This window comes from Streptomyces sp. NBC_00569, assembly GCF_036345255.1.
Lineage (GTDB): Bacteria > Actinomycetota > Actinomycetes > Streptomycetales > Streptomycetaceae > Streptomyces.
On record NZ_CP107783.1, the window covers coordinates 2,136,040 to 2,157,414 of the forward strand.

General features: G+C 69.2%; 19 protein-coding genes and 1 pseudogene. 14 read left to right on the forward strand and 6 right to left on the reverse strand.

Features of this window, described 5'->3' with window-relative positions; genetic code table 11:
• The first annotated feature begins 47 nt into the window (after positions 1 to 47).
• The 4 genes from OHO83_RS09875 (at position 48) to OHO83_RS09890 (ending at position 1,669) form a co-directional block, all read left to right on the forward strand.
• Entirely contained in the window at positions 48 to 725 is a 678-nt protein-coding gene (locus tag OHO83_RS09875) for a hypothetical protein (RefSeq protein WP_266675968.1), read from the forward strand.
• Between the two features lie 95 nt (positions 726 to 820).
• Positions 821 to 1,123, forward strand: a complete 303-nt coding sequence (locus OHO83_RS09880; RefSeq protein WP_266675966.1) for a transposase — start codon at positions 821 to 823, stop codon at positions 1,121 to 1,123.
• Positions 1,123 to 1,413, forward strand: coding sequence for an IS3 family transposase (locus tag OHO83_RS09885; protein WP_266675964.1), 291 nt, complete (start codon positions 1,123 to 1,125; stop codon positions 1,411 to 1,413). Before OHO83_RS09880 ends, OHO83_RS09885 begins: the two co-directional genes overlap by 1 nt.
• A gap of 13 nt (positions 1,414 to 1,426) precedes the next feature.
• A complete protein-coding gene (locus OHO83_RS09890; RefSeq protein WP_266675962.1) occupies positions 1,427 to 1,669 on the forward strand; it encodes a hypothetical protein in 243 nt (80 codons plus the stop codon).
• A gap of 17 nt (positions 1,670 to 1,686) precedes the next feature.
• Here OHO83_RS09890 and OHO83_RS09895 read toward each other — a convergent pair whose 3' ends face one another.
• The gene (locus tag OHO83_RS09895; RefSeq protein ID WP_266675960.1) at positions 1,687 to 2,097 is read right to left on the reverse strand and encodes a helix-turn-helix domain-containing protein; all 411 of its coding nucleotides are present in this window, start codon (positions 2,095 to 2,097) and stop codon (positions 1,687 to 1,689) included.
• 244 nt (positions 2,098 to 2,341) lie between these two features.
• Positions 2,342 to 5,635, reverse strand: a complete 3,294-nt coding sequence (locus tag OHO83_RS09900) for an AfsR/SARP family transcriptional regulator (RefSeq protein ID WP_330279232.1) — start codon at positions 5,633 to 5,635, stop codon at positions 2,342 to 2,344.
• 250 nt (positions 5,636 to 5,885) lie between these two features.
• Here OHO83_RS09900 and OHO83_RS46980 point away from each other — a divergent pair.
• The 3 genes and pseudogenes from OHO83_RS46980 to OHO83_RS09910 form a co-directional block, all read left to right on the forward strand.
• Positions 5,886 to 6,029: pseudogene (locus tag OHO83_RS46980) on the forward strand (IS701 family transposase); the annotation flags it as partial.
• Positions 6,030 to 6,400: 371 nt separating this feature from the next.
• Positions 6,401 to 7,174, forward strand: coding sequence for a polysaccharide deacetylase family protein (locus tag OHO83_RS09905; RefSeq protein WP_330279233.1), 774 nt, complete (start codon positions 6,401 to 6,403; stop codon positions 7,172 to 7,174).
• Between the two features lie 50 nt (positions 7,175 to 7,224).
• Positions 7,225 to 7,677 carry a hypothetical protein gene (locus OHO83_RS09910; protein ID WP_330279234.1) on the forward strand — a complete coding sequence of 151 codons (453 nt, stop codon included), beginning with the start codon at positions 7,225 to 7,227 and terminating at the stop codon, positions 7,675 to 7,677.
• Positions 7,678 to 8,128: 451 nt separating this feature from the next.
• On the opposite strand, the gene OHO83_RS09915 is transcribed toward OHO83_RS09910, so the two are convergent.
• On the reverse strand, positions 8,129 to 10,138 hold the full coding sequence (locus OHO83_RS09915; protein WP_330279235.1) for a GxGYxYP domain-containing protein: 2,010 nt from the start codon (positions 10,136 to 10,138) through the stop codon (positions 8,129 to 8,131).
• 229 nt (positions 10,139 to 10,367) lie between these two features.
• Here OHO83_RS09915 and OHO83_RS09920 point away from each other — a divergent pair, with 229 nt between their 5' ends.
• From OHO83_RS09920 to OHO83_RS09940, 5 genes are read left to right on the forward strand one after another with little or no spacing between them, the layout of a single operon-like run.
• Positions 10,368 to 11,720, forward strand: coding sequence for an extracellular solute-binding protein (locus OHO83_RS09920; RefSeq protein WP_330279236.1), 1,353 nt, complete (start codon positions 10,368 to 10,370; stop codon positions 11,718 to 11,720).
• Positions 11,721 to 11,722: 2 nt separating this feature from the next.
• Entirely contained in the window at positions 11,723 to 12,631 is a 909-nt protein-coding gene (locus tag OHO83_RS09925) for a carbohydrate ABC transporter permease (protein ID WP_389567260.1), read from the forward strand.
• Positions 12,631 to 13,452, forward strand: coding sequence for a carbohydrate ABC transporter permease (locus tag OHO83_RS09930; protein WP_266675944.1), 822 nt, complete (start codon positions 12,631 to 12,633; stop codon positions 13,450 to 13,452). The genes OHO83_RS09925 and OHO83_RS09930 overlap by 1 nt, the downstream gene beginning before the upstream one ends.
• 4 nt (positions 13,453 to 13,456) lie before the next feature.
• Entirely contained in the window at positions 13,457 to 17,548 is a 4,092-nt protein-coding gene (locus OHO83_RS09935) for an NEW3 domain-containing protein (RefSeq protein ID WP_330279237.1), read from the forward strand.
• The gene (locus OHO83_RS09940; protein WP_330279238.1) at positions 17,545 to 18,114 is read left to right on the forward strand and encodes a DUF7158 domain-containing protein; all 570 of its coding nucleotides are present in this window, start codon (positions 17,545 to 17,547) and stop codon (positions 18,112 to 18,114) included. The genes OHO83_RS09935 and OHO83_RS09940 overlap by 4 nt, the downstream gene beginning before the upstream one ends.
• A 7-nt stretch (positions 18,115 to 18,121) precedes the next feature.
• On the opposite strand, the gene OHO83_RS09945 is transcribed toward OHO83_RS09940, so the two are convergent.
• Positions 18,122 to 18,538 (reverse strand): hypothetical protein, encoded by a 417-nt coding sequence (locus tag OHO83_RS09945; RefSeq protein WP_330279239.1) that lies wholly within the window; start codon positions 18,536 to 18,538, stop codon positions 18,122 to 18,124.
• A 72-nt stretch (positions 18,539 to 18,610) separates the two neighbouring features.
• On the opposite strand from OHO83_RS09945, the gene OHO83_RS09950 reads away from it, so the two are divergent.
• Together OHO83_RS09950 and OHO83_RS09955 are read left to right on the forward strand one after the other, a co-directional pair.
• On the forward strand, positions 18,611 to 18,952 hold the full coding sequence (locus tag OHO83_RS09950; protein WP_330279240.1) for a MazG nucleotide pyrophosphohydrolase domain-containing protein: 342 nt from the start codon (positions 18,611 to 18,613) through the stop codon (positions 18,950 to 18,952).
• 5 nt (positions 18,953 to 18,957) lie between these two features.
• Positions 18,958 to 19,443, forward strand: coding sequence for an HIT family protein (locus OHO83_RS09955; protein WP_330279241.1), 486 nt, complete (start codon positions 18,958 to 18,960; stop codon positions 19,441 to 19,443).
• A gap of 76 nt (positions 19,444 to 19,519) precedes the next feature.
• On the opposite strand, the gene OHO83_RS09960 is transcribed toward OHO83_RS09955, so the two are convergent.
• Together OHO83_RS09960 and OHO83_RS09965 are read right to left on the reverse strand one after the other, a co-directional pair.
• Entirely contained in the window at positions 19,520 to 20,449 is a 930-nt protein-coding gene (locus OHO83_RS09960; protein WP_405634558.1) for a carbohydrate ABC transporter permease, read from the reverse strand.
• A gap of 2 nt (positions 20,450 to 20,451) precedes the next feature.
• The gene (locus OHO83_RS09965; RefSeq protein WP_266675932.1) at positions 20,452 to 21,360 is read right to left on the reverse strand and encodes a carbohydrate ABC transporter permease; all 909 of its coding nucleotides are present in this window, start codon (positions 21,358 to 21,360) and stop codon (positions 20,452 to 20,454) included.
• Between the last annotated feature and the right edge of the window lie 15 nt (positions 21,361 to 21,375).

The window sequence follows — 21,375 nt, forward strand, 5'->3', positions numbered from 1 at the left end:
ACTCCCCGGCCCCGTGCCGCTCATACACCCGCAAAAGGAGAACTTAAGTGAGCCACCGCAAGCCACGCACCAGCACAGCCGGCCGGACGGCCGTGCGCCTGGGCATGCTGACCACCGTCTGCCTGACCGGCCTCGCCGCCATGACCCCGGCGGGCGCGGCGACCGGATCCCGCACCGCCGGTGGCGTCGGCATCGCCGTGGACGAGGCACGGTCCATGGCCAACCCCCGACACCGCTTCGACCACGACGAAGAGTTCTCGATCCATCAGCTCGGCACAGTCGTGGGCGCCGGCGTACGCAACCGGGCGATCGCCCGCTCCGTCGGCTGTTCCATCGACGCGCCCTGCCGGTCGATCGCGCTGTCCTTCCAGGTCGTCACCACGAACGGGGCCGCGCGCCTCAACGCCTCGAACACCAGCAAGGCCATCAACGACCACTGCGAGGGCTGCGAGACCTTCGCCGGCGCCTACCAGTTCATCGTCTCGACCCCGTACCGGTTCACGCTGAGCTCGTCGACCAAGAACACACTCGCCGGGTACGAACGGCGGCTGGCCGCCCTGGAACGCAGCCACGACCCGATCGACGCCGTCAAGCGCCACGCCGACACCCTGGCCGCCGAGGTCGTGAGCCTTCTCCAGCAGTCGGTCGCGGCCGCGCCGCACGGCGAAGCCGTCAACTCTCTGGGCCTGCGGCCCACCGTCACCCTGCGGCGCCACATCGACTAGCCCCCCGGCGCTCCGGGTCCACGGAGCCCACCGTCTCCCCGGGCCCGGAACTGCTCCTCCGGGCCCGGGGGCTGATCTCCCCAGGGACGACGCCCATGCGACCCATGCGATACCCGCCCGAACTGCGCCGCAAGGCCCTGGACCTGCTCGCCGACGGCGAGCCCGTGAAGAAAGTCGCCGTCGCTCTGGGCCTCAACGACCAGACGATCTACCAGTGGCGGCGCCGGCACCTCCCGCACCTCAGCAAAGGAGGGCCCAAGCCCTCCACGGGGATGGACCTCAGGGCCGCACGCCGGCGCATCACCGAACTGGAGTCCGAGCTCGCCGCCCTCCGGCGCGCGACCGAACTGCTGCGCGATGTGGTGCCCCCAAAAGACGATTCGAAGCAGTACACGTGATGGCCGGCGAAGGGCTGCCCGTGCGCACCGCCACCCGGGCGCTCGGGGTGACCGAGTCCGGCTACTTCACCTGGCGCGCCCGCCACCCCTCCGCCCGGTCGATCCGTCACACCTTGCTCACCGAACTCATCACCACCATCCACGCCGCCTCCGGCGCCACCCACGGATACCGGCGCATCCACAGCGAACTCACCCGGACCTACGGGATCACCGTCAGCCACGGGACGGTGGAACTCCTCATGCGCCGGGCCGGTATCCAGGGGCGCACCGGCGACGGCAGCCCTTCTTGAGAGGAACCGGGACATGCCCCTGGAACACCCCACGCCCCCGCTGCCCATCTCCGCGCTGCTGCGCCCCCAGATGCACATGGGGGGCGACCTGCCGGCCACTCAGGCGCACCAGGTGATGCTGCACTGTGCCCTGGACTCGGCCTGCATCACGGTACGGACGCCCGACCTCCACGCCCTCGCCCGGATCTCCGAACTCGACTACCCGACGGTGGCCGCGGTGATCAGATGGCTGCGGATCCTCGGTGACGGGCGGTGAACAGCCCGACACCCTCATCAGTCGCCGGAGGCGGAGCCGGAGTCTGTCGGGGCGTCGGGGTCGGGGGTGCTGCGCAGGAGGGACTCGACGAGTGCGGTGACGTGGCGGCGGTCGGCGTCGGACAGGCGCTGGACGCTGGCGATGAGAGTGGCGATCTCCGGGTCGGACGCGGTGTCGGCAGGGTCCTCGAAGTAGAGGTGGATACCGCAGGCTTCGGCGGCGGCTCTGCGTACCGCGTCCAGGGGCAGTTCCAGTCCTCGGGCCAGGCCCTCGAGGGTGGCTTGCTGCGGCATACGGGCCACGTTCGCGACGGTCGCCAGGTGGTGAACGGTGGAACGCGGGATGCCGCCACGCCGGGCCACGTCGCCGTAGGACCAGCCCTGCTGCTCCAGCCGGTTCTTCACCAATACCTGCAGTGCGTTGGCCACGAGATCGATTCTCCCTGCTAGCCGACAAGCTGACGCGTTCGGGCGAGATCGAGTCTATGTCGGCGCGCGGGGGGAAGATCACGTGAGGAAGGCTTCTCTGTGAACCGAGGAGCGACGTGAGCCGCTCCCGGGTAAAGCACCAGCCCAAGGCCACGGACCAGGGGTGGGGTGCGGGTGCGGCTCGCACTGTCCACGCTGTAGGGAATCAGGGCCGCGAAGCCTTCCCGATCACCGCCACCAAACGTCACCGGTCGACATCCTTGTACTCCTTCGCGGGCACGCCGACGTCCGAGAAGATGTCCCACGCCTGCTTCCTCATCAGTTCAGCGGCAGCACCGTCGGTGTTCCGGTGGGCGAGGGCGAGGGCACTGAGGGTGCGGGCCTCGCCGAGTCTGTGGCCGGTCTGGCGGTGTACGGCGAGGGCCTTGTGGCCGAGTTCGACGGCTGCGCCGTGTGCTTCCTCGGCCTCCGCGGTCTCGCACAGGGCTGTCAGGGCCTGGCCCTCCACCACGCGGAACGAGTGGTCACGGGCCAGGACCAGCGCCTGTTCGGCATGGGTACGGGCCTTGTCGTACCGGCCCGCTGCCCTGTACGTGACAGAGAGGCACATGTGGCTGTCCGCTGCGGCCCGTCTGAATCGCGCCTCGCGGGCCAGGGCGAGAGCCTGCTCGCCGGCCTGAACAGCCTGGTCCAGCTGTGCCAGTCGCCTGCGGGCTGCTGCAACCGTGATGAGGATGCCGGACTGAACCCAGTATCGCTTCGTGTCCTCGACCAGCGCGAACGCTCGCTCGGCCTGCTCCAGCCCTTCGTTGTGGCGGCCGAGTTCGACATTGATCTTCGCGATGGCGTCGAGCATCATCGCGTGGCCGTCGCGGTAACCGGCCCGCTTGCCGGAGGCCACCTCCGGGCCGAGGAGGTCGAGTCCGTCGGTGAGACGGCCGAGTTCCCAGTACACCCCACCCAGGACCTGCAGGGCCGAGCCGGCGTCCCACCAGCTGACCTCCGCCTCGAGGCCGACGGCACGTTCGAGGTGATCGGCGGCCTCGTGCAGCCGGCCCAGATCCCGACAGGCCATACCGAGGCCGACCACCCCGAATCCTTCAACGTAGCGATTCCCGGTCTCACGGAAGATGCGCAGCCCGGCAGTGAAATCGTCGTGCGCACTCTCGAGTCGCGCCATGCTCCAATACGCCATGCCTCTCAGGCCGAGGCCAGCGGCCTCGCCCGTTGCCCAACCAAGCTCCCGGCTGATGTCCAGTGCGCGTGTGGCGTGCTCCATCGCCTGTCGGACATGCCCCCGGTCCCACCGCGCCGCTGCAAGGCTGGAGTGTGTCGCTGCCTGGCCGAACAGGTCACTGTCGGTCACGGCCGCGTCCAGTACCGTCTGCGCCGTGGTCTGCCATGTCTTGCGTGGCAGATGGACCCAGAAGTGGTTGAACAGCGCGGAGGTCAGGTGCCAGGCGAGGGGGCGGGGGCCGTGGTGTGCGGCATGGTTGATGACGGCGAGCAGATTTGCCCGTTCTGCATCCAGCCATAGTCCGGGTGCGATGGCTGACGGCATGCCCGGGTGCCTGCCGGCACGGAGGCTGCTGGGCAGCTCCGGAAAGAGCCCGGCCCCCGCCGTGGTGCGGGTGACGTTCAGGTACCAGACCAGCAGCCGTTCGAGGGCGGCTTCACGGTCCGGGGCGGCCTCCTTCGCCAACGCACACTCCTGTGCGTACTCACGAAGGAGATCGTGGAACCGGTAACGCCCCGCCGTCGCGGGTTCGATCAGATGGGCCGAGACCAGCGCACCGATCAGACGCCGGGCCTGCGGCACCGGCGCATCCAGGAGCGCCGCCGCGACCTCGGTGGTGAACTCGGCTCCCGGGAACAGGCCGAGCAGGCGGAACAGCTGGCGTGCGCCGGATGCCAGAACCCGGTACGACACCGAAAAGGCTTTACGCAGAGGGGAGTTGGCATCACCGTCCGGCGCCAGTGCCTCCAGCTTGTTGCCCTCGGTCATCTCGGCGACGAGGTCGGCCGTTCGCAGGGCCGGATCGCCCGCGAGCCTGGCGGCGGCCACGCGCAGGGCCAGAGGCAGGCTGCCGCAGAGCCGGATCAGTTCGTCGACCGCGTGCACGTCGTCGTCGACCCGTTCCGTGCCGAGGGTCCGGCTCAACAGGGCGCGGGCCTCGTCCGGCTGCAGGAGGTCCAGTGGCAGGGCGTGGGCGCCGTCGTGGGCGACGAGGTCGCCGAGCCGGTTGCGGCTGGTGACGACGACGCAGCAGGTCGGGCTGGACGGAAGCAGCGAACGTACCTGATCGGCGGAGGCCGCGTTGTCCAGCAGCACGAGCATGCGCCGGTCGGCCAGCAGAGTCCGGAACACGCGCCCCTGGGCCTCGTGGTGCGGGGGGATCTCCGACGCCGCGAGTCCGAGGCTGCGCAGCAGCAGTTCGAGGGCCTCGCTGGGTTCGAGGGGCTGCCGGTCGTGGTCGAAGCCGTGCAGGTTGACGTAGAGCTGGCCGTCCGGGAAGCGGTCGCGGACCTGGTGTGCCCAGTGGACGGCCAGTGCGGTCTTGCCGATGCCGGCGGCGCCGCCGATGGCGGAGATGACCACGGTGTTCGCCGTCCCTTGCACCCGTGCGGGCGCAAGCAGAGAGTGGAGTCGTTCGAGTTCGCCGGTGCGTCCGGCGAAACCCGGTGTGTCGTGCGGGAGTTCGGCGGGCACGGCGCTCTCGCGCGGCGCGGAGGACACCGACGGGGACGGGCGCAGGAGGAAGGCGCCGTCCTGGTGCAGCACCGCATCGTGTACCCGGCGCAGTTCCTCACCGGGATCGGCTCCGAGCTCGTCACGCAGTCGTACGCGCATGTCCTCGTAGACCCTGAGCGCTTCCGCCTGACGTCCGCAGCCGTACAGGGCCCGCATGCGCACGGTCGCCAGTGACTCGTCGTAGCCGTCGGACGCGGACGCCAGCCTGCCGAGGTTGTCGAGTGCTTCTCCGAATCGGGCCAGCACAAGCAGGCACTTGAGCCACTCCAGTCGCAGTGTCCGCCACCGCTCCTCCCACCGCCGCCGTTCCTCGTGGGCGAAGGGCCCCGGCAGGTTGGCCAGCGGCTCACCCCGGAACAACTCGACGGCCGCGGACAACTGCTCGGCCGCGTCGGCCGGCTCGCCCGACGCGACGGTACGCAGTGCCTCCTCACCCCGCTCGTCCAGATCTGCCGTGTCGAGCCGGACACCCTCGACGACGAAGCGGTACCAGCCCTTTCCACTGCGGATCACCGACTCGGCGGGCGGGGTGCCTTCCGGGTCGAGCGCCCTGCGCAGCGAGTTGATGTGCGTGGGCAGCACCTTGCGACCGCCCGCGGGCGGCTCCGATCCCCACACCGCATCGAGCAGCCGCTCATGACTCACCACGGCCCCTTGGCGCAGCAGCAGCGCGGCCAGTACGGCCTGCCGCTTGATCGAACCCAGCTCGAGCGGCGTCCCGCCCCGCCAGGCCCGCAACGGCCCGAGCACCTCAAATCGAAGCAGCTCGGGAGACCCGCCGTCCACCGCCAAGCCTCCGCCTCCCTGCGCCCTCAGAAATTCATCAACATTGCAGCACCCCGGCCATGGCGAGGAACGCAGCATCACACAACCCGCACAACCAGCCTTGAGGAGAAGGTGGTTGTAGGCGCACAAGGCCCTGTTGGAAGCGCCGCGCTCCGGAAGAGTCCTGATGGCCAGCGATCGGCGGTCGGGGCTCCTTCGGCTGGTTGATTCGAAAGGACGTTCCTTGGTGGCCATGCCGGAATGCGGCGGGATACAGAGGGACGCACGCGAAGGTGCCCAGCCGGGGGCGTCCAGATCGCGAAGAATCTCGGGACGGCTCGGGCGGGCGGATCCGCGGTGGCGGATGCGTGACTACGTGCGGCCACTGCTGACGCCGGGCGGGCGGAAGAACGGCAACAAGGGGATCCCCCCCCCGTCACCGTCGTCAGTTCGACATACGCGACCTTCCAGTTGCCGTCGAGCGCAGGCAGCGCGTGGGCTGCGGCATGACCGTGCCCTTCCACGCATCAGAGAGCGGCACACTCAATTGTGCCCCGCGAAAGGCCTGTTGAGCCCGGCTCCCCCTAAGCAACACAACACAACCAGCACAACGACACCGCCGGTTTCGTGGCTTCCTGTTTTGCCCCGGTCGCAGGAGTTGTCCGCGAACCTTCCCGGACTTGTCCGTGATCGGTAACGGACGCATCCGTGGGTCCCTGCCTCTCGTCCTGCCCAGTGATCGCAAGGTGATCGGGACCGGTGTGGCACTGCGTGAAGGGGACGGACATGGCGCGGCGGAGAAACAGGCGGGGCTGGAACAGCAAAGTGCTCGGCGCCGCGCTCGGGGTGACGTTGCTCGCCACCGGTGCCTCGGTGTGGACCGCGCAGGCCGGTACCGCGGACGGCTCATCATCGGAGGCGACAGCCCCGGCCACACCGGTCAGTGACGTGAGACCGACCGCGGTGACCATCGCACACGCCTCGGACGCGGGGACTCGCGGCATCAACATCACCATCGACGACGGCCCCGACCCCGAATGGACCCCTCAAGTGCTCGACGTGCTGCGTCAGTACAAGGTGAAGGCCACGTTCTGCATGGTGGGCCCACAGGCCCAGGCGCACCCGGACCTCGTGAAGAAGGTCGTCGCGGCCGGGCACCGGTTGTGCGACCACTCGGTGTCGCACGACACCGCCATGGACAAAAAGTCCGAGGCCTACCAGTCGCAGCAGATTCTCGACGCCGAGCGCATGATCACCAAGGCCTCCGGGGGCGTACGCCCGATGTACTACCGGGCACCCGGCGGAGCCTTCACCCCCTACAGCCGCAAGCTCGCCGCTTCCCGGGGCATGCGCCCGCTGGGCTGGAACGTGGACAGCAAGGACTTCGAGCGGCCGGGTACGGACACCATCGTCGCCACCGTCGAGCAGGAGCTGCCCAACGGACCGACCCTCCTCTTCCACGACGCGGGCGGCGACCGCACCCAGACCGTCGAGGCTCTGCGCCGTGTTCTCCCCCAACTCAAGGAACAGGGCTACTCCTTCGGCTTCCCGGTGCGCTGAGCCTCGACGCCGGGCACGAGCCGTGGCGGTGCGAGACCGTACGGGCCCGCATGCTTTTGCCCAGCGAGCCCACCGCGCAGCGCCTGCCCGACGCGACACCGGTCCTGCACGCTGCCCGCGTCACCTGCGGCACCGGCGACCAGGCCCTGCTCCTCGAAGAACTCCGCATCGCAGCAGACCGCACCGAAATCACCTACCGGATCACAGCCAACGAGGAACCCACACCGCGCAGTAATTCCTCAACGCCCACACCTCCGGCATGCCATGCTCAGAACATGAGCGCGTTCAGAAGTGATCTGGACCTGGAGGTCTACGACGTCACCGGCAACGGGGTGCAGGTCGACGTCGCAACCAACGCCAACGACGGCACAGTTCGGCTGGCGGTGCTGTTCACCCAGGAGATCTACCTGTCAGCCGATAGCGCCGAGCGAGTTGCCCAATCGCTGCTGCGCGCCGCGGCACACGCCCGCCGCTTCGAGCCGAAGACCGACCAAGAGCCGTAGATCGGTCGTAACAGCCCTCACTTGCTCAAGGGCTCGCCTGCCGCGCGCCGGGCAGCCCGGCTCCCCGGTCGGGCATGCGGCGTGACTGCCGATCCCGTCCGGTCGCCCTCACCACGGCACACCGGAGGCCGCACACCCTTAACCGGCCGACTCGGGCAGGGCTCGCTAAGCGGGGGACCGTTGGCCACGAAGACTTGCCGGACCCCGATGAGCCGGGCAGTTTCCTGCCCAACGGGGGGGTTCCGTGGCCAGGGCGACTCGCAGACGGAGTCCGCGTTGCCTCATCGCCGTCCTGGAGGCCGCGTGAGATCGCAGCCGCGAACTGGCCTCCGGAATCAACTGACCTATGGCTATACGCCACTGCACCGCCCCACGCCGTCCCACGCCGCCCCACGCCCGAGTGCTGCGCGGGGCGGCGCCATGAGAAGGACGGGCGATGTGAGAGCAGCCCTCACATGGCGGCGCGGTCCATCAGTGAGAAGAACGCGTCACCGCGGACGACTTCGAACGGGTCCTTCAGGAGTGCGGCGAGATCCGCGATATCGCTCGGGGTCCAGTCCCAGGCGTTGATCGCGGCGGCGATGAACATCGGCTTCGACGTGTCCCGCCCCTCGATGTGCCGGAGCAGCGCGTCGCGGAACTCCTCGCCCTTGCCTTGCGGGTAGAAGTTGCCGATCACCGGGATCCCGGCGGGCCGTACCTGCAGGTCGCCGGTTTCCCAGGACTGGATGACGCCGCGCACCGATGTGTTCTTGCGGTAGGACGTCATGACCCGCTCGTCGAAGGGGACCCAGCCGTCGCCCGCGGTGTTGCGGGGGTTGTAGGCGTAGGCCAGATCCATGCCGGTGCGGCGCAGGAAGCGGCCGCTGAGCGCCGTGTACGCGTCCAGAGCCTCTTCGGGCCAGGACCCGGGGTAGGTGTAACCCGCCCCGGACGGGCCGGAGATGAGCAGGTCGTTGGCGGTCGCGGTCCTCTGGTAGTACGCGAGGAGCGCTGGTCCGATGTCGGCGAGCAGGGGGCTCACCGTCCAGTTGACGGGCACGGTGCCGCGCTTGGGGTCGTCCCAGATGTCCCGCATCCGGCGCTGGCAGTACTGGACGTTGTCGCCCTCGCCGACCGTCAGCGTCACGTAGACGCGGTTGTGGAGCTCGGCCTTCGGACGGGGCCGTACGCGGTCGGAGATCTTCGCCGGGGTGCCGGCGTGCACGGTCCCGTTCATGTAGAAGTCGGCGGGCACGACCGGGATGCCGTGCTGCGAGGCGCGGTCGACGCCGCCCCACTCGCCGGCCACGTCGTTGGAGAACCAGCCGGTGTACGGGGTGGTCGGCTCGAGCTTGGCGAACGTCTCGTCCAGCAGTTTGCCGGTGTCGCCCGAGGGTGGCAGCCACAGCACCATGGCGTTGCTCGCCACCACGTAGTCCCGGAAGTACGGGAAGGGCTCGACGCGGGTGGGCGCGGTGGTGGTGGCGGTGACCAGGTACTGGTTCCACATGTCGACGTCGACCGTCAGTTCCTTGGCGCCGGCGGGCACGGTGAGTCGGTAGACGAAGTAGCCGCCGCCGTCGCTGAACCGGTTCGACTTGTCCCCGAGGGAGGAGTTGAGGCCGTCGAACAGGTAGGGCTTCTCGGCGTCGGTGCCCGGCGTGAACGAGGCGATGTCCTTGCCGTCGGCCTTCACGGTGACCGAGGCGACCGACGCGCCCCAGCCGTCGTCGCCGAAGGAGTCCTGGAACCGAAGGTAGACATCGTTGTCGCCGCCGAGTTCCGGGCTGAGGTCGAGCGTGCGGACCTTGCGGTTGGAGGTGTCGCGGATCCGCTCGGTCTCTCGTGCGACCTCGCGCCACTTGACCCCGGTCACGTTGACGGTCCGGCTCGGCGGGAGGCCTGCCAGCAGGGCGTGGCTGCAGTGCGGGAAGAGGTGGTCGAGCTGCCAGCGGTAGGTGGCCAGGACGTCGTCCGCGTCGAAGCGGCCACGCAGGTCGGTGACGGTCTTCAGACCGTGGGTCTTCGCCTGTTCGGCGGTGGCGGCGACGGCGCCGTGGAGGCCGGCGAGCGTGGTGGCGACGTTGACCGAATCGGGTACGTCGGGGTCGATGATGACGGCGCCGCGCACCTCGTCGCGGTAGCGGTCGACCAGGGCGAGGGCATCGGCGTGGTGGGTGGCCTTCGCGCCGGTGCCGGCGAGCCAGCGCAGGTCGACCTCACCGCTGTCGAAGTTGAAGTAGAGCCGTGGGTCGCGCCGGTTGACGACACCCTGAAGGGTCGTCAGCAGTAGTTGGTCGTTGCCGTTCAGCTTGCTGAGGTCGGCGACGTCGAGCCTGGTGGCCCGGCCGAAGGTCGGCAGGAGGCGGGCCGCCGCGCTGCGCTCGGCGGCTCCGGCCTGCTGGGGCAGGCTGACCCCGAGGCTCCCGGCGGCCAGGAACGCGCCGCCCGCCTGCAGGAGATTTCTTCGTGACACCATCGACGATCACTGCTCCTCGAAAGCCTGACATCGTTGTAAACAGTCGGCGAAAGTAAGCCCCTCGACGGCATGTTGTCCATGGGTAGGCGCAGATTCCTGCCGCGGTGGACCAACTTCGCGACCTCCGACCGGCAATTACGTCCCAGGCATTGACGGCCTTGCGTCAACTGATCTACTTTGCGCGGCACTTGGCTTTCCATCGTTGTAACTCGGTCACCAGGAGCATGAGTTGAACAGACGCACCCTTCTTGCCGCCTCCCTCGCCGCCGCGACCACCGCCGCCGTCTCGGGCTGCGGCAGCGGGTCCGGCCGCAAGCCAGGTGAGCTCGAGGTCCTCTACCGCGTGGAGAAGACCTGGCCGCACCTGGAGAAGATGCTGAAGGAGGCCAAGAAGGAGTACGAGGCCGCGCACAAGGGCGTCACCGTCAAGCTGACACCGGTCCAGGGCAGCAGCGAGGACTACTACACCAAGCTCGCCCTCCTGAACCGCTCCCCCGGCTCCGCCCCCGACGTCTACTTCCACGACACCTTCCAGGTCAACGCCGACGTGGCCGCCAAGAAACTGGCCCCACTGGACTCCTACCTCGCCAAGTGGCCCGACTGGCAGGAGCAGTTCCCCGAATCGCTGCGCCAGGCGGCCCGTGGCCTGGACGGCAAGACGTACGGCGTCCCGATCTCCACCGACAACCGCGGCCTCTGGTACAACAAGGACGTCTTCAAGTCCGCCGGACTGCCCGAGAACTGGGCCCCCAAGACCTGGGACGACATCCTCGACGCGGCCCGCACCATCAAACGCAAGGTGCGCGGCGTCACCCCGTTCTGCATGTACTCCGCGAAGATCCACGGCGAGGGCGCCACCATGCAGGGATTCGAGATGCTCCTGTACGGCACTCCCGGCGGCACCCTCTTCGACCGCGGCAAGTGGGTGGCACGGAGCAAGGGAGTCACCGACTCCCTGAAGTTCATCGACACGATCTACCGCGAAGACCTCGGCCCCAAGAAGGCCGACGCCCTCAACGCCAAGCTCGCCGACAAGGCGCTGTTCGAGTGGTTCCCCGACGGCAAGCTCGGCATCAGCCTGGACGGCGGCTGGATCTCCGGCTCCTGGAAGCCGGCGGGACCGCACCCGTGGCCGGAGTGGACCGAAAGGATGGGCTGGGTCCCGATGCCCACGCAGGGCGGCGAGGCACCGGGCGCCGTCAGCATGTCGGGAGGCTGGGTCATGGCGGTCAGCTCGTACAGCAAGCTCAAGCAAAAGGGCTTCGACTTCATCACGGTGGCGCTGAACAAGAAGAACGCCGCCATGTACTCCGAGGGCTCCGGCGACCTCGCCGTCCGCAAGGACGTGGCGTCCGACCCGACCTACCTCAAGAGCGACCCCTCGATCGCGTTCTGGACCGGTCTCGCGAAGGTCACCCACTACCGGCCCGCCTACGAGCAGTACCCGAAGGTCTCCGCGCAGATCCAGGAGGCGATGGAGGCGGTCACCACCGGAAGCAGTTCCCCGGCGGACGCGGCGAAGCGATACGCCCAGGAAGTGAGCCGGATCGTCGGTGTAGACAACGTTGTCTCCACCTCATGACGATGACCACCTCCGTCCCGGCGAGGCGCACCCCGGTGAAGACGCCGCCACCGTCGCCGGGCCGCCGCTCGCTGCGTTGGCTCCTGCCGCTCGCACCCGCCCTGGTCCTCATCGCGGTCTTCCTCCTGGGGCCCATCCTGTGGAGCGTCTGGATCGCCTTCACCAATGAGACCCTCACCGGGTCGGCCTCCGTGAACTCGCACTTCGTCGGCCTGGACAACTTCACCAGGCTCTTCGACGACGACGCGTTCACCGGCTCGCTGATGCGCACCCTGGTCTTCGTCCTGTTCTCGGCCGTCCTCGGCCAGAATGTGCTCGGCCTCCTGATCGCCTTGGTGCTCCGCGGCAAGAACCGGGTCGTCAGAGGCGTGGTGAACGGTGTCGTCATCGCGGCCTGGGTCGTCCCCGAAGTCGTCGCCGCCGCCTGCTGGTTCTCGTTCCTCGACGAGAAGGGCACGCTCAACTCGATGCTCGGCGTGCACCAGGAGTGGCTGGTCTCCGCACCGATGCTCGCCGTGATCCTCGCCAACACCTGGCGCGGCACCGCGTTCTCCATGCTCGTCTACTCAGCGGCCCTGTCCGAGGTGCCTCGTGACGTGCTGGAGGCAGCGAAGGTCGACGGCGCCTCCACCGGCCGCACCTTCTTCAGTGTCACCCTGCCGCTGATCCAGCGCTCCGTGCTCTCCAATCTGATGCTGACCACGCTGCAGACCCTCGCGAGCTTCGGCCTGATCTACGCCCTGACCGGCGGCGGCCCGGGCGAGGAGAGCCAGACCACGCCGCTGTACATGTACGAGCAGGCGTTCAAGTACTTCGAGGTCGGGTACGGCAGCGCCATCGCCCTGGTGATGCTCCTGTTCGGCGCATTGCTGTCGCTGGTGTACCTGCGACTGATCAAGGTGGAGGACTGATGACCCGCTGGGGCGCGCGCACCGCGTCGCACGCCGTGATCGTGTTGATCACGCTCTGCTTCCTCGGCCCGTTCGTGTGGGTGCTGCTCTCCTCCGTGCAGCCCGGCTCCTCCCCGGCCGCCGAACTGTCCTTCTCCTTCTCGCTCGCCAACTTCCGGGCTGTCCTGAACTGGGACACGGTGTACGGGCCGCTACTCAACTCCGTGGTCATCTCCGGCTCCACGGCCCTGCTCACGGTCGTCGTCTCCGGACTCGCCGCCTACCCGCTCTCCCGCTACCGGCTGCGCTACAAACGGCACTTCATGCTCACGCTCCTGTTCTCCACGGGCCTGCCGCTGACCGCGATCATGGTTCCGGTCTACGCGATGTTCTTCCGCTTCCAGCTGTACGGCTCCGTAGCGGCGATGGTGCTGTTCCTGACGGCCAGCGCGCTGCCGTTCGCCATCTGGATGATGAAGAACTTCATGGACGGCGTGCCGGTCAGCCTGGAGGAGGCCGCCTGGGTGGACGGCGCGGGCTGGGTCCAATCACTGCGCCGCGTGGTGGCACCTTTGATGGCGCCGGGCGTCGCCGTCGTCGCGATCTTCGTGTTCGTCGGCCAGTGGGGCAACTTCTTCGTCCCGTTCGTCCTGCTCGACACCCCGGAGAAGCAGCCGGCCGCGGTCACCATCTACTCGTTCTTCTCTCAGTACGGCCAGGTGGCGTACGGGCAGCTGGCGGCCTTCTCCGTCATCTACACGACCCCGGCCGTCCTGCTCTACGTCCTCGTCAACAAGTACCTCTCCGGCTCGTTCAACATGGCCGGATCGGTGAAGGGATAGCACGGTGCGCATCATCGGTGTCGAGCCGACCGACCTGTTCGTCGGTCCCGCTGACCAACCCCTGCAGGTCGTCCGGGTCGAGCTCAGCGAGCCCGTCCCGGTCGTCGTCAGCGGCCCCGGCGCCCACGGCATGGGCGCGGCAGGCCAGTCGGGCAAGCCCGTGGAGATCGGGGTGCGCTGCGAGGCCGCGCCCGGCACCGTCGTCCCCCTGACGGTGACCGCCGGCGATCAGGTGGCGCACGCCGAACTGACGGTGGCGGAGCCGGGCTGGACGGTGTGGATGGTGCCGCACTTCCACTACGACCCGGTGTGGTGGAACACGCAGGCCGCGTACACCACCACCTGGGACGACGCGGGCGACACGGCGCAGCAGTTCCGGATCGACTGGCAGTACACCGGCTTCGAGCTGATGCGGCTGCACCTGCGGACCGCGCGCCGTGACCCCGACTACCGGTTCGTGCTGGCCGAGGTCGACTACCTCAAGCCGTACTGGGACGCGCACCCCGGCGACCGCGCCTATCTGCGCCGCCTCCTGCGCGAGGGCCGCGTCGAATTGATGGGCGGCACCTACAACGAGCCCAACACGAACCTCACCTCCGCCGAGTCCACCGTCCGTAACCTCGTGTACGGCATCGGCTTCCAGCGCGGCGTCATGGGCGGCGACCCTCAGACAGCCTGGCAGTTGGACGTGTTCGGGCATGACCCGCAGTTCCCCGGCCTCGCCGCCGATGCCGGGCTCACCTCGTCGTCGTGGGCACGCGGCCCGCACCACCAGTGGGGCCCGATGCTCACCGACCGCGACCGGGAGCAGGACGGCTGGGGCGACCCCTCGACGATGCAGTTCCCCGCCGAATTCGAATGGCTCTCGCCCAGCGGCCGCGGCGTCCTCACCCACTACATGCCGGCGCACTACAGCGCCGGCTGGTGGATGGACTCCGCCACCAGCCTCGCCGAGGCGGAGGACGCGGTCCTGGAGCTGTACCGCCTGATGAAGAACGTCGCCGCGACCCGCAACGTGCTCCTCCCGGTCGGCACCGACTACACCCCGCCCAACCGGTGGGTCACCGAGATCCACCGGGACTTCGCCACCCGCTACACCTGGCCGCGCCTGAAGTGTGCCCTGCCGAGCGAGTTCTTCGCGGCCGTGCGCGGCGAGCTGACCGAACCCTCGCCGCAGACCAGAGACATGAACCCGGTCTACACCGGCAAGGACGTGTCGTTCATCGACACCAAGCAAGCGCAGCGCGCGGCCGAGTCGCTGCTCACGGAGGCCGAGACGTTCGCCACCCTCGCCTCCGTGGAGACAGGCGCGGACTACCCGCACGCCCGCATCGACAAGGCGTGGCGGCAGCTCGCGTACGGCGCCCACCATGACGCGATCACCGGCTCCGAGTCCGACCAGGTCTACCTCGACCTGCTCACCAGCTGGCGGGAGGCCTACGACACCGGGCGCGACGTCCTGGATGTCTCGCTGCGCCGCCTGGGCCCCGCCGCCGAGGACACGGTGACCGTCTTCAACCCGTCGGCGTGGCCGCGCACCGACCTGGTCCGCATCCGCCTCGCTCATCCCGAACCCGGCTTCAGCGGCTGGGAGTTGGCGGACGGCACGCCACTCGTCCTGGAGCACGCGCTCCACCACCCTGACGGCTCGCTCGCCGAAGCCGACGTGGTCTTCCTCGCCGCCGACGTCCCGCCGCTGGGCTACCGCACCTTCCGCCCCCTTCCCTCCCGTACGGCATCGCGCTGGGCGCCGTCGCCCGACGGCACGACCCGCATCGCGAACTCCACGCACGTCCTCGAAGTGGACCCCGGACGCGGCGGCTGCGTCTCCCGGCTGACCGTCGAGGGCCGCGAACTGCTCCAGGCCGGCCGCGTCGGCAACGAACTCCTGGTCTACGAGGAGTACCCGGCGCACCCCCGCTACCACGAGGGCCCCTGGCACCTCGTACCGAACGGGGCCGTGACCGGCTCGGCGTCCGCGCCGGCCACATCCGTGCGGACCGAGACGAGCGCCCTCGGCGAGCGGATCACGGTGACCGGCACGGTCGGCCCGGTGCGGTACACCCAGACCCTCACTCTCTGGCACGGCGTCGACCGTCTCGACGGCGTCACGCACATCGACGCGTTCGACGGGGCCGACCGGCTGCTGCGGCTGCGCTGGCCGGTGCGGGTGCCCGGCGCGCTGCCGGTCAGCGAGGTCGCGAACGCCGTCATCGGGCGCGGTTTCGGTCTGATCGACGTGGACTCCGCGGAGCACCCCTGGACCCTCGACAACCCGGCGAACAACTGGTTCGCCCTGTCGTCCACCGCACGCGTCCGGCTTCCCGACGGGGACCGCGCTCTCGGCATCGCCGAGATCGTCACGCCCGACGGCGCCGGCGCCAAGGACCTCGCCGTCGCCCTGGTGAAGGCGGGCGTGACCAGCACCTGCTCGGCCGCGCCCGGCGCCCGCTACGGCGACCTCGCCGTGGACTCCAACCTCCCCGACGTACGCATCGCGCTCGGGGGCCCGGACGAAAACCCCTTCACCGCCGAGGTGTTGACGGGAGAGTACGCCGACGCGTTCGCCGCGCAGTTCGCGGCGACCGGCCGGGCCCGTCTGTGGGTGCCGGCCGAGAGTCCGCTGGAGAAGGTGTGGGTGCCGGGCGCCGACCTGCGCGCCGCACACGCGCTGCCGGTGCTCGTCGTGGCCGGTGAGGGCGCGGTGGACGACCTGGTCGCGGACCTGGACGACGCGACGATCGAGGTCACGCACGGCGGCCCGCTCACCGAACCGCCGCTCGACGACTACACGGTCGCCCTCGTCAACCAGGGTGTCCCCGGCTTCGCGGTGGACTCCGGCGGCGCCCTGCACCTGTCGCTGATGCGCTCCTGCACCGGCTGGCCGTCCGGCGTATGGATCGATCCGCCGCGGCGCACGCACCCGGACGGCTCCACGTTCCAGCAGCAGCACTGGACCCACTCCTTCGACTACACGCTCATGGCCGGACCGGGTGACTGGCGCGCGCAGAGCCTGGTCCCGCGCGCCCACGACGTCAATCACCCGCTGCGCGCGGTACGCGGCGAAGGCGCAGGCCGGCCGCAGACGCGGTCGTTCCTCGCGGTGGAACCGGCGGGCCAGGTCGTCCTCAGCGCGCTCAAGCCCACGGGGAACCCCCTGGCGGAGGGTGAACTTCCCTCGCCCGTCACGGGATTGACGCTGCGCCTGTACGAGGCGACCGGCCGCCCGGTCCAGGCCGCTCTGGCCACAGACCTCCCCCTCACCTCGGCCCACCGCGCCACCCTGCTGGAGCACCCCCAGACCCCGCTCGCCGGGCTCACCGTCGACCTCGGCGGCATGGACATCGCCACGGTCGTCGCCCGACTCCCACGGGCGCACGGCGCAGTGGAGCCCGGCCACGAGCCCGACCAGCCGGTGTTCACCCGCTACTGGCTGCACAACACCGGCCCGGCCCCCACCGGGAACCTGCCCGTGGCCGTCCACCTGCACCCGCCGGTGCTGCACGGCGCGGGCGACATCACCCTCACCGTGGCGTCCAGCCTCACGCAAGCGTCCACCGCCGGAGAGGTCCAGCTGCTGCTCCCGCAGGGCTGGTCGGCGGACACGACCGCGGTGCCGTACGACCTCGAACCGGGCGGCCACCTGGCCCGCGACCTGCGCGTCACGCCGGCCCCGTCGGCGGAACCGGGAACGTACTGGCTGCGGGCGCGCACGACGTACGGCGGGCAGACCTTCGAGGACGTGACCCGCGTCCTGATCGGCGAGGCGCCCGCGGCCGAGCCGGCGGCGACCCTGCGGACGACGGCGCTACGACTGGCACCAGGAGAAGCGGGGACGCTCGACGTACATGTCACGTCGGACGCCCGTACCCCCGTCCACGTCCAGGCCCAGCTCATCAGCCCCTGGCAGACGTTCGACCTGTTCCCGCACTGGAACACGGGCACGGAGATCCCGGCGCGGGGTGAGCACACCCTGCGTTTCCCGGTGTCCGTCCCCGCCGGGACCCGGCCGGGGCGCTGGTGGGCCGTCGTCAAGCTCGCGGCCGCCGGATGGCTGCACTACACCGAGGCGGTCGAGATCGAGGTCGCCCCGTGACGCACACTCACGCCGCGGCCGTCGTCGGTGACCGTACCCTCACAGAAGCCGAGGTGGAGGCCCGCGTGGCGGCACTGCGGCGCGGCCCCCTGGCGCCACGTCTGCCTCGCCCCGGAACAGCGGACGCGCGCAACCTGCGCCGCTGGGTGGTCCAGGTCATGACGTACGAGGCGGTCGTCGAAGCGGAGGCGGCGGCGCTGAACCTGCCGTCTCGACCACCCTTCACCAGGGACGGGTTGCGCCTGGTCGACGCCTTGCGGATGGGCGGAGTGACGGCGGCGGTCCTGGCCTCGCTGCCGGTGGCACCCGCGGTACGCGCCCGGGTCACCGCCGACGTCGCCGTACCGGAGCCCGCGGTCCGCGACTACTACGCCCGCAACCGTGACCTGCACCCCGGCCCTTACGAAGCGGAGCGTCCTGCTGTCGAGCACGAACTCCACCAGGCAGCCGCCGACCGCCACTTCACCCTGTGGCTGGAACGCCGCCACGCCGAATCGGTGACCCTGATGCCCGGCTACGAACACCCCGCGGACCCCCGCCACGCGGACGCCACGCATCGTCACTAGCGCCGCATCAGGCAACGTTCGCCCTGGTGAGGAACCAAGCCAACACAGCCACACCGATGGGCAACGCAACAAGGTAGCCGACGAGGATACCGACGCCCGGATCAGCCAGCGCAGGAAAGGCCCAGTTCACTGCTGCAGCCACGAGCAGTCTCACCGTTGCCAGCGCAAGGAGAGCGGCAACAACGGCAAGCCGACGCGGCGGGGCCGCCCCGCTGTACAACTCAGCCGCAGGGCCGATCGCGATCAGGCCCGTCACGATGAGGACGAAACCCGTGTCGGGCAGCCACCCGAACGGCCACCCCACCAGAGCGACCAACCCAGAGAAAGCGAGGCCGCCCAGTTCCAGCACGACGGTGGCCACTACCGGGTGGTCCCACGAGGGGCGTCGGATCGAGCCGCTCCCACTGTCCTTCTCATCAGCCACGTCATCAGAGTAGCCATCGACAGGGCGAACGTTGCCTGATGCGGCACTAAACCCCGATGAGAGGAAGTGTCTGTGGCCGAGCTCGACGAGCTGCTGCTGCAGCAGCGAGCACGACGGATCCACGACCTGTACGACGAGCTGAATCTGCGGGAACGAGGGCGGGTGTGGACCCGGGAGGAGTTCATGCTCGGCTTCATGGGCGACGTCGGAGACCTCGCCAAACTGGTGATGGCCGAGGAGGGCGCCCGTGAGATGCCCGGCGGGCGGCAGGCACTCGAGCACGAACTGGCCGACTGCCTGTGGTCCGTGCTGATTCTGGCGCACCGTTACGACGTGGACCTGCGAACCGCCTTCGGCCGCACGATGACGGAGCTGGAGCAGGCCATCACCGCGCGGCTTCCCGGGGAACGGTGAGCCGGGTGGAACGGGAGGTCATGGATCTCGACGCGTACGTCGCCCGGACGCGTACCGGGCCCTGCTACATCTGCGCCTTCCTCGCGGGAGAACCGGACTACCGGCACGAGACGGTCTACGAGGACGACGCGCACGTGGCCTACCTGGACAGGTACCCGACCCTGCCGGGCAAGGTGCTGGTCGCACCGAAGGCGCACATCGAGCACGTCGTGCGGGACCTGGACGAGGCGGCGTACAGCAGGCTGATGCTCGTGGTGCGCAAGGTGGCGCTGGCGGTGGAAAAAGTCTTCGCGCCGGAGCGGACGTACCTGCTGTCGCTGGGCAGCGCGCAGGGCAACAGCCACCTGCACTGGCACATCGCGGGGTTGCCGCAGGGGGTGCCCTACGAGCGGCAGCAGTACCACGCCCTGATGACAGAGAACGGGGTGCTCGCATCCACCGCGGAGGAGAGCGCGGACATCGCGAACCGGCTGCGCCGGGCGATCGGCTGAGAGCCGGGGACAGGGAACCGCCCGGTGGGACCGGCAAGGCTGCCGGTCCCACCGGGCGGTTCGCGTGACGCGGCGCCTACTGACCGCCGAGCCCCGTCGTGGCCACGGACTTCACCATCTGACGCTGGAAGATCATGAAGACCAGGATGAGCGGCACGGAAGCGAGCAGCCCAGAGGCGGCCAGCTGCGCGTACTGCAGTCCGTAGGAGTCCTTGACCGTCGCCAGGCCTACGGGCAACGTCATCAGGGACTGGTCGCTGGTGCTGATGAACGGCCACAGGAAGTTGTTCCAGGCGCCGATGAAGACGAAGATCGCCACAGCTGACAGGATCGGCCGGGACAGCGGCAGGACGACGCTGAGGAACACCCGGGCGTTGCTCGCACCGTCGAGCCGGGCCGCCTCCTCCAGCTCACGCGGGATGGCGTCGAAGAACCTCTTGAGGATGTACACCATCGGCGGCGCCACGACCTGCGGCAGGATCATGCCGGCGTAGGTGTCCACGAGGTTCAGCGAGAGCATCTCGCGGAACAGTGGAACGATCAGGATCTGCGGCGGCACCATGATCGACGCGATCGTCGCGGCGAACAGCAGCCGCCGGCCCCTGAAGAGCGTGCGCGAGAACCCGTACGCGGCGAGCGCGGACACCGCGACAGTCAGCACCGTGACCATCGCCGCCACGAAGAAGCTGTTCAGCGCCCACGTGGGGATCGTCCCGTGGCTGAAGATCTTGCCGTAGGCGGCGGTCGTGAAGCCGTGCTCCGGTATCCAGCCGTCGCCGACGGAGGTCGCGTCGGGTTCCGTCTTGAACGAGGTCACCAGCGCCCAGGCGATGGGCGCCAGCCACATCACGGCCATCAGGATCAGCGCGACCCCGGCGCCCACCTTGGCCCCGATCCCCGAACCGACCACCTGCTGTGGCTTGGTACTGCGTCGCCGAACGCGCATCCGCTCCTCGGCCCCGCCGGCCGGCCGGACCGTCGGGCGGTTCAGGGTGTCGGCAGTCATCGTCACGCCTCCTTGCGCGAGAAGAACTTGAGCTGCCCGATGGAGAGGATCAGCAGCAGGGCGAAGAAGATGTACGACATGGCGGCGGCGTAGCCGAGCCGGTAGCCGGTGAATCCGGTGTCGAAGATGTACTCGAGGACCGGCCGGGTGGATCCGTCCGGACCGCCCTTGGTGAGCAGGAAGATCTGGTCGAACACCTTGAGCGAGGCCAGCACCTGCAACACCGTGATCAGCGCGGTCGTTCGGTGGAGCTGGGGGATGGTGATGGACCAGAGGCGACGCCAGGCACCGGCACCGTCGATCGCGGCGGCTTCGTAGAGCTGGTCGGGCACGGACTGCAGGGCGGCCAGGTACAGCAGGAAGTTGAAGCCGACGGTCCACCAGACGGTGATCAGGACCACCGACCACATCGCGTAGCGCTCCTCGACGAGCCAGCCCACGCCGTCCAGGCCGATCGCGTTGAGGAAGGTGTTGAGCATGCCGGAGTCCGTCTGGAACAGCAGGAGCCCGACCTGCCAGATAACGGCGCTGGTGAGGAGGTACGGAGCGAAGAAGGCGAGCCGCCACAGCCACTGGCCGGGCAGCCCGGCGTGCACGAGGAGCGCCATGACCAGGGCGAAGACGACGAGGGGGACGGTGGACATGGCCGTGAAGAGCACGGTGTGGCCGATCGTCTCCCACATCTTCGAGTCGGTGAGGGCCTCGGCGTAGTTGCCGAACCCCACGAATGTGGAGTCGCCCCGGCCGGTGAGGCTGGAGTTGGTGAAGCTCATCCACAGACCCCAGACGAGCGGGACCACCAGGAAGAGCGCGAATACCACCAAGAACGGGGCGATGAACAGCGGCCCCGATGCGCGGCCGCCGAGCGAGCGACGGGCGGTGCGGCCGCCGCGAGCCTGCCATGTACTCATGACAACGATTCCTCT

What these genes read in the sequence shown, in the direction of transcription:
- OHO83_RS09915 (WP_330279235.1), bottom strand. Translation starts at nt 10,138, where the DNA reads ATGGTGTCACGAAGAAATCTCCTGCAGGCGGGCGGCGCGTTCCTGGCC.
- OHO83_RS09880 (WP_266675966.1), top strand. Translation starts at nt 821, where the DNA reads ATGCGACCCATGCGATACCCGCCCGAACTGCGCCGCAAGGCCCTGGAC.
- OHO83_RS09925 (WP_389567260.1), top strand. Translation starts at nt 11,723, where the DNA reads ATGACCACCTCCGTCCCGGCGAGGCGCACCCCGGTGAAGACGCCGCCA.
- OHO83_RS09930 (WP_266675944.1), top strand. Translation starts at nt 12,631, where the DNA reads ATGACCCGCTGGGGCGCGCGCACCGCGTCGCACGCCGTGATCGTGTTG.
- OHO83_RS09885 (WP_266675964.1), top strand. Translation starts at nt 1,123, where the DNA reads ATGGCCGGCGAAGGGCTGCCCGTGCGCACCGCCACCCGGGCGCTCGGG.
- OHO83_RS09965 (WP_266675932.1), bottom strand. Translation starts at nt 21,360, where the DNA reads ATGAGTACATGGCAGGCTCGCGGCGGCCGCACCGCCCGTCGCTCGCTC.
- OHO83_RS09905 (WP_330279233.1), top strand. Translation starts at nt 6,401, where the DNA reads ATGGCGCGGCGGAGAAACAGGCGGGGCTGGAACAGCAAAGTGCTCGGC.
- OHO83_RS09960 (WP_405634558.1), bottom strand. Translation starts at nt 20,449, where the DNA reads ATGACTGCCGACACCCTGAACCGCCCGACGGTCCGGCCGGCCGGCGGG.
- OHO83_RS09910 (WP_330279234.1), top strand. Translation starts at nt 7,225, where the DNA reads ATGCTTTTGCCCAGCGAGCCCACCGCGCAGCGCCTGCCCGACGCGACA.
- OHO83_RS09890 (WP_266675962.1), top strand. Translation starts at nt 1,427, where the DNA reads ATGCCCCTGGAACACCCCACGCCCCCGCTGCCCATCTCCGCGCTGCTG.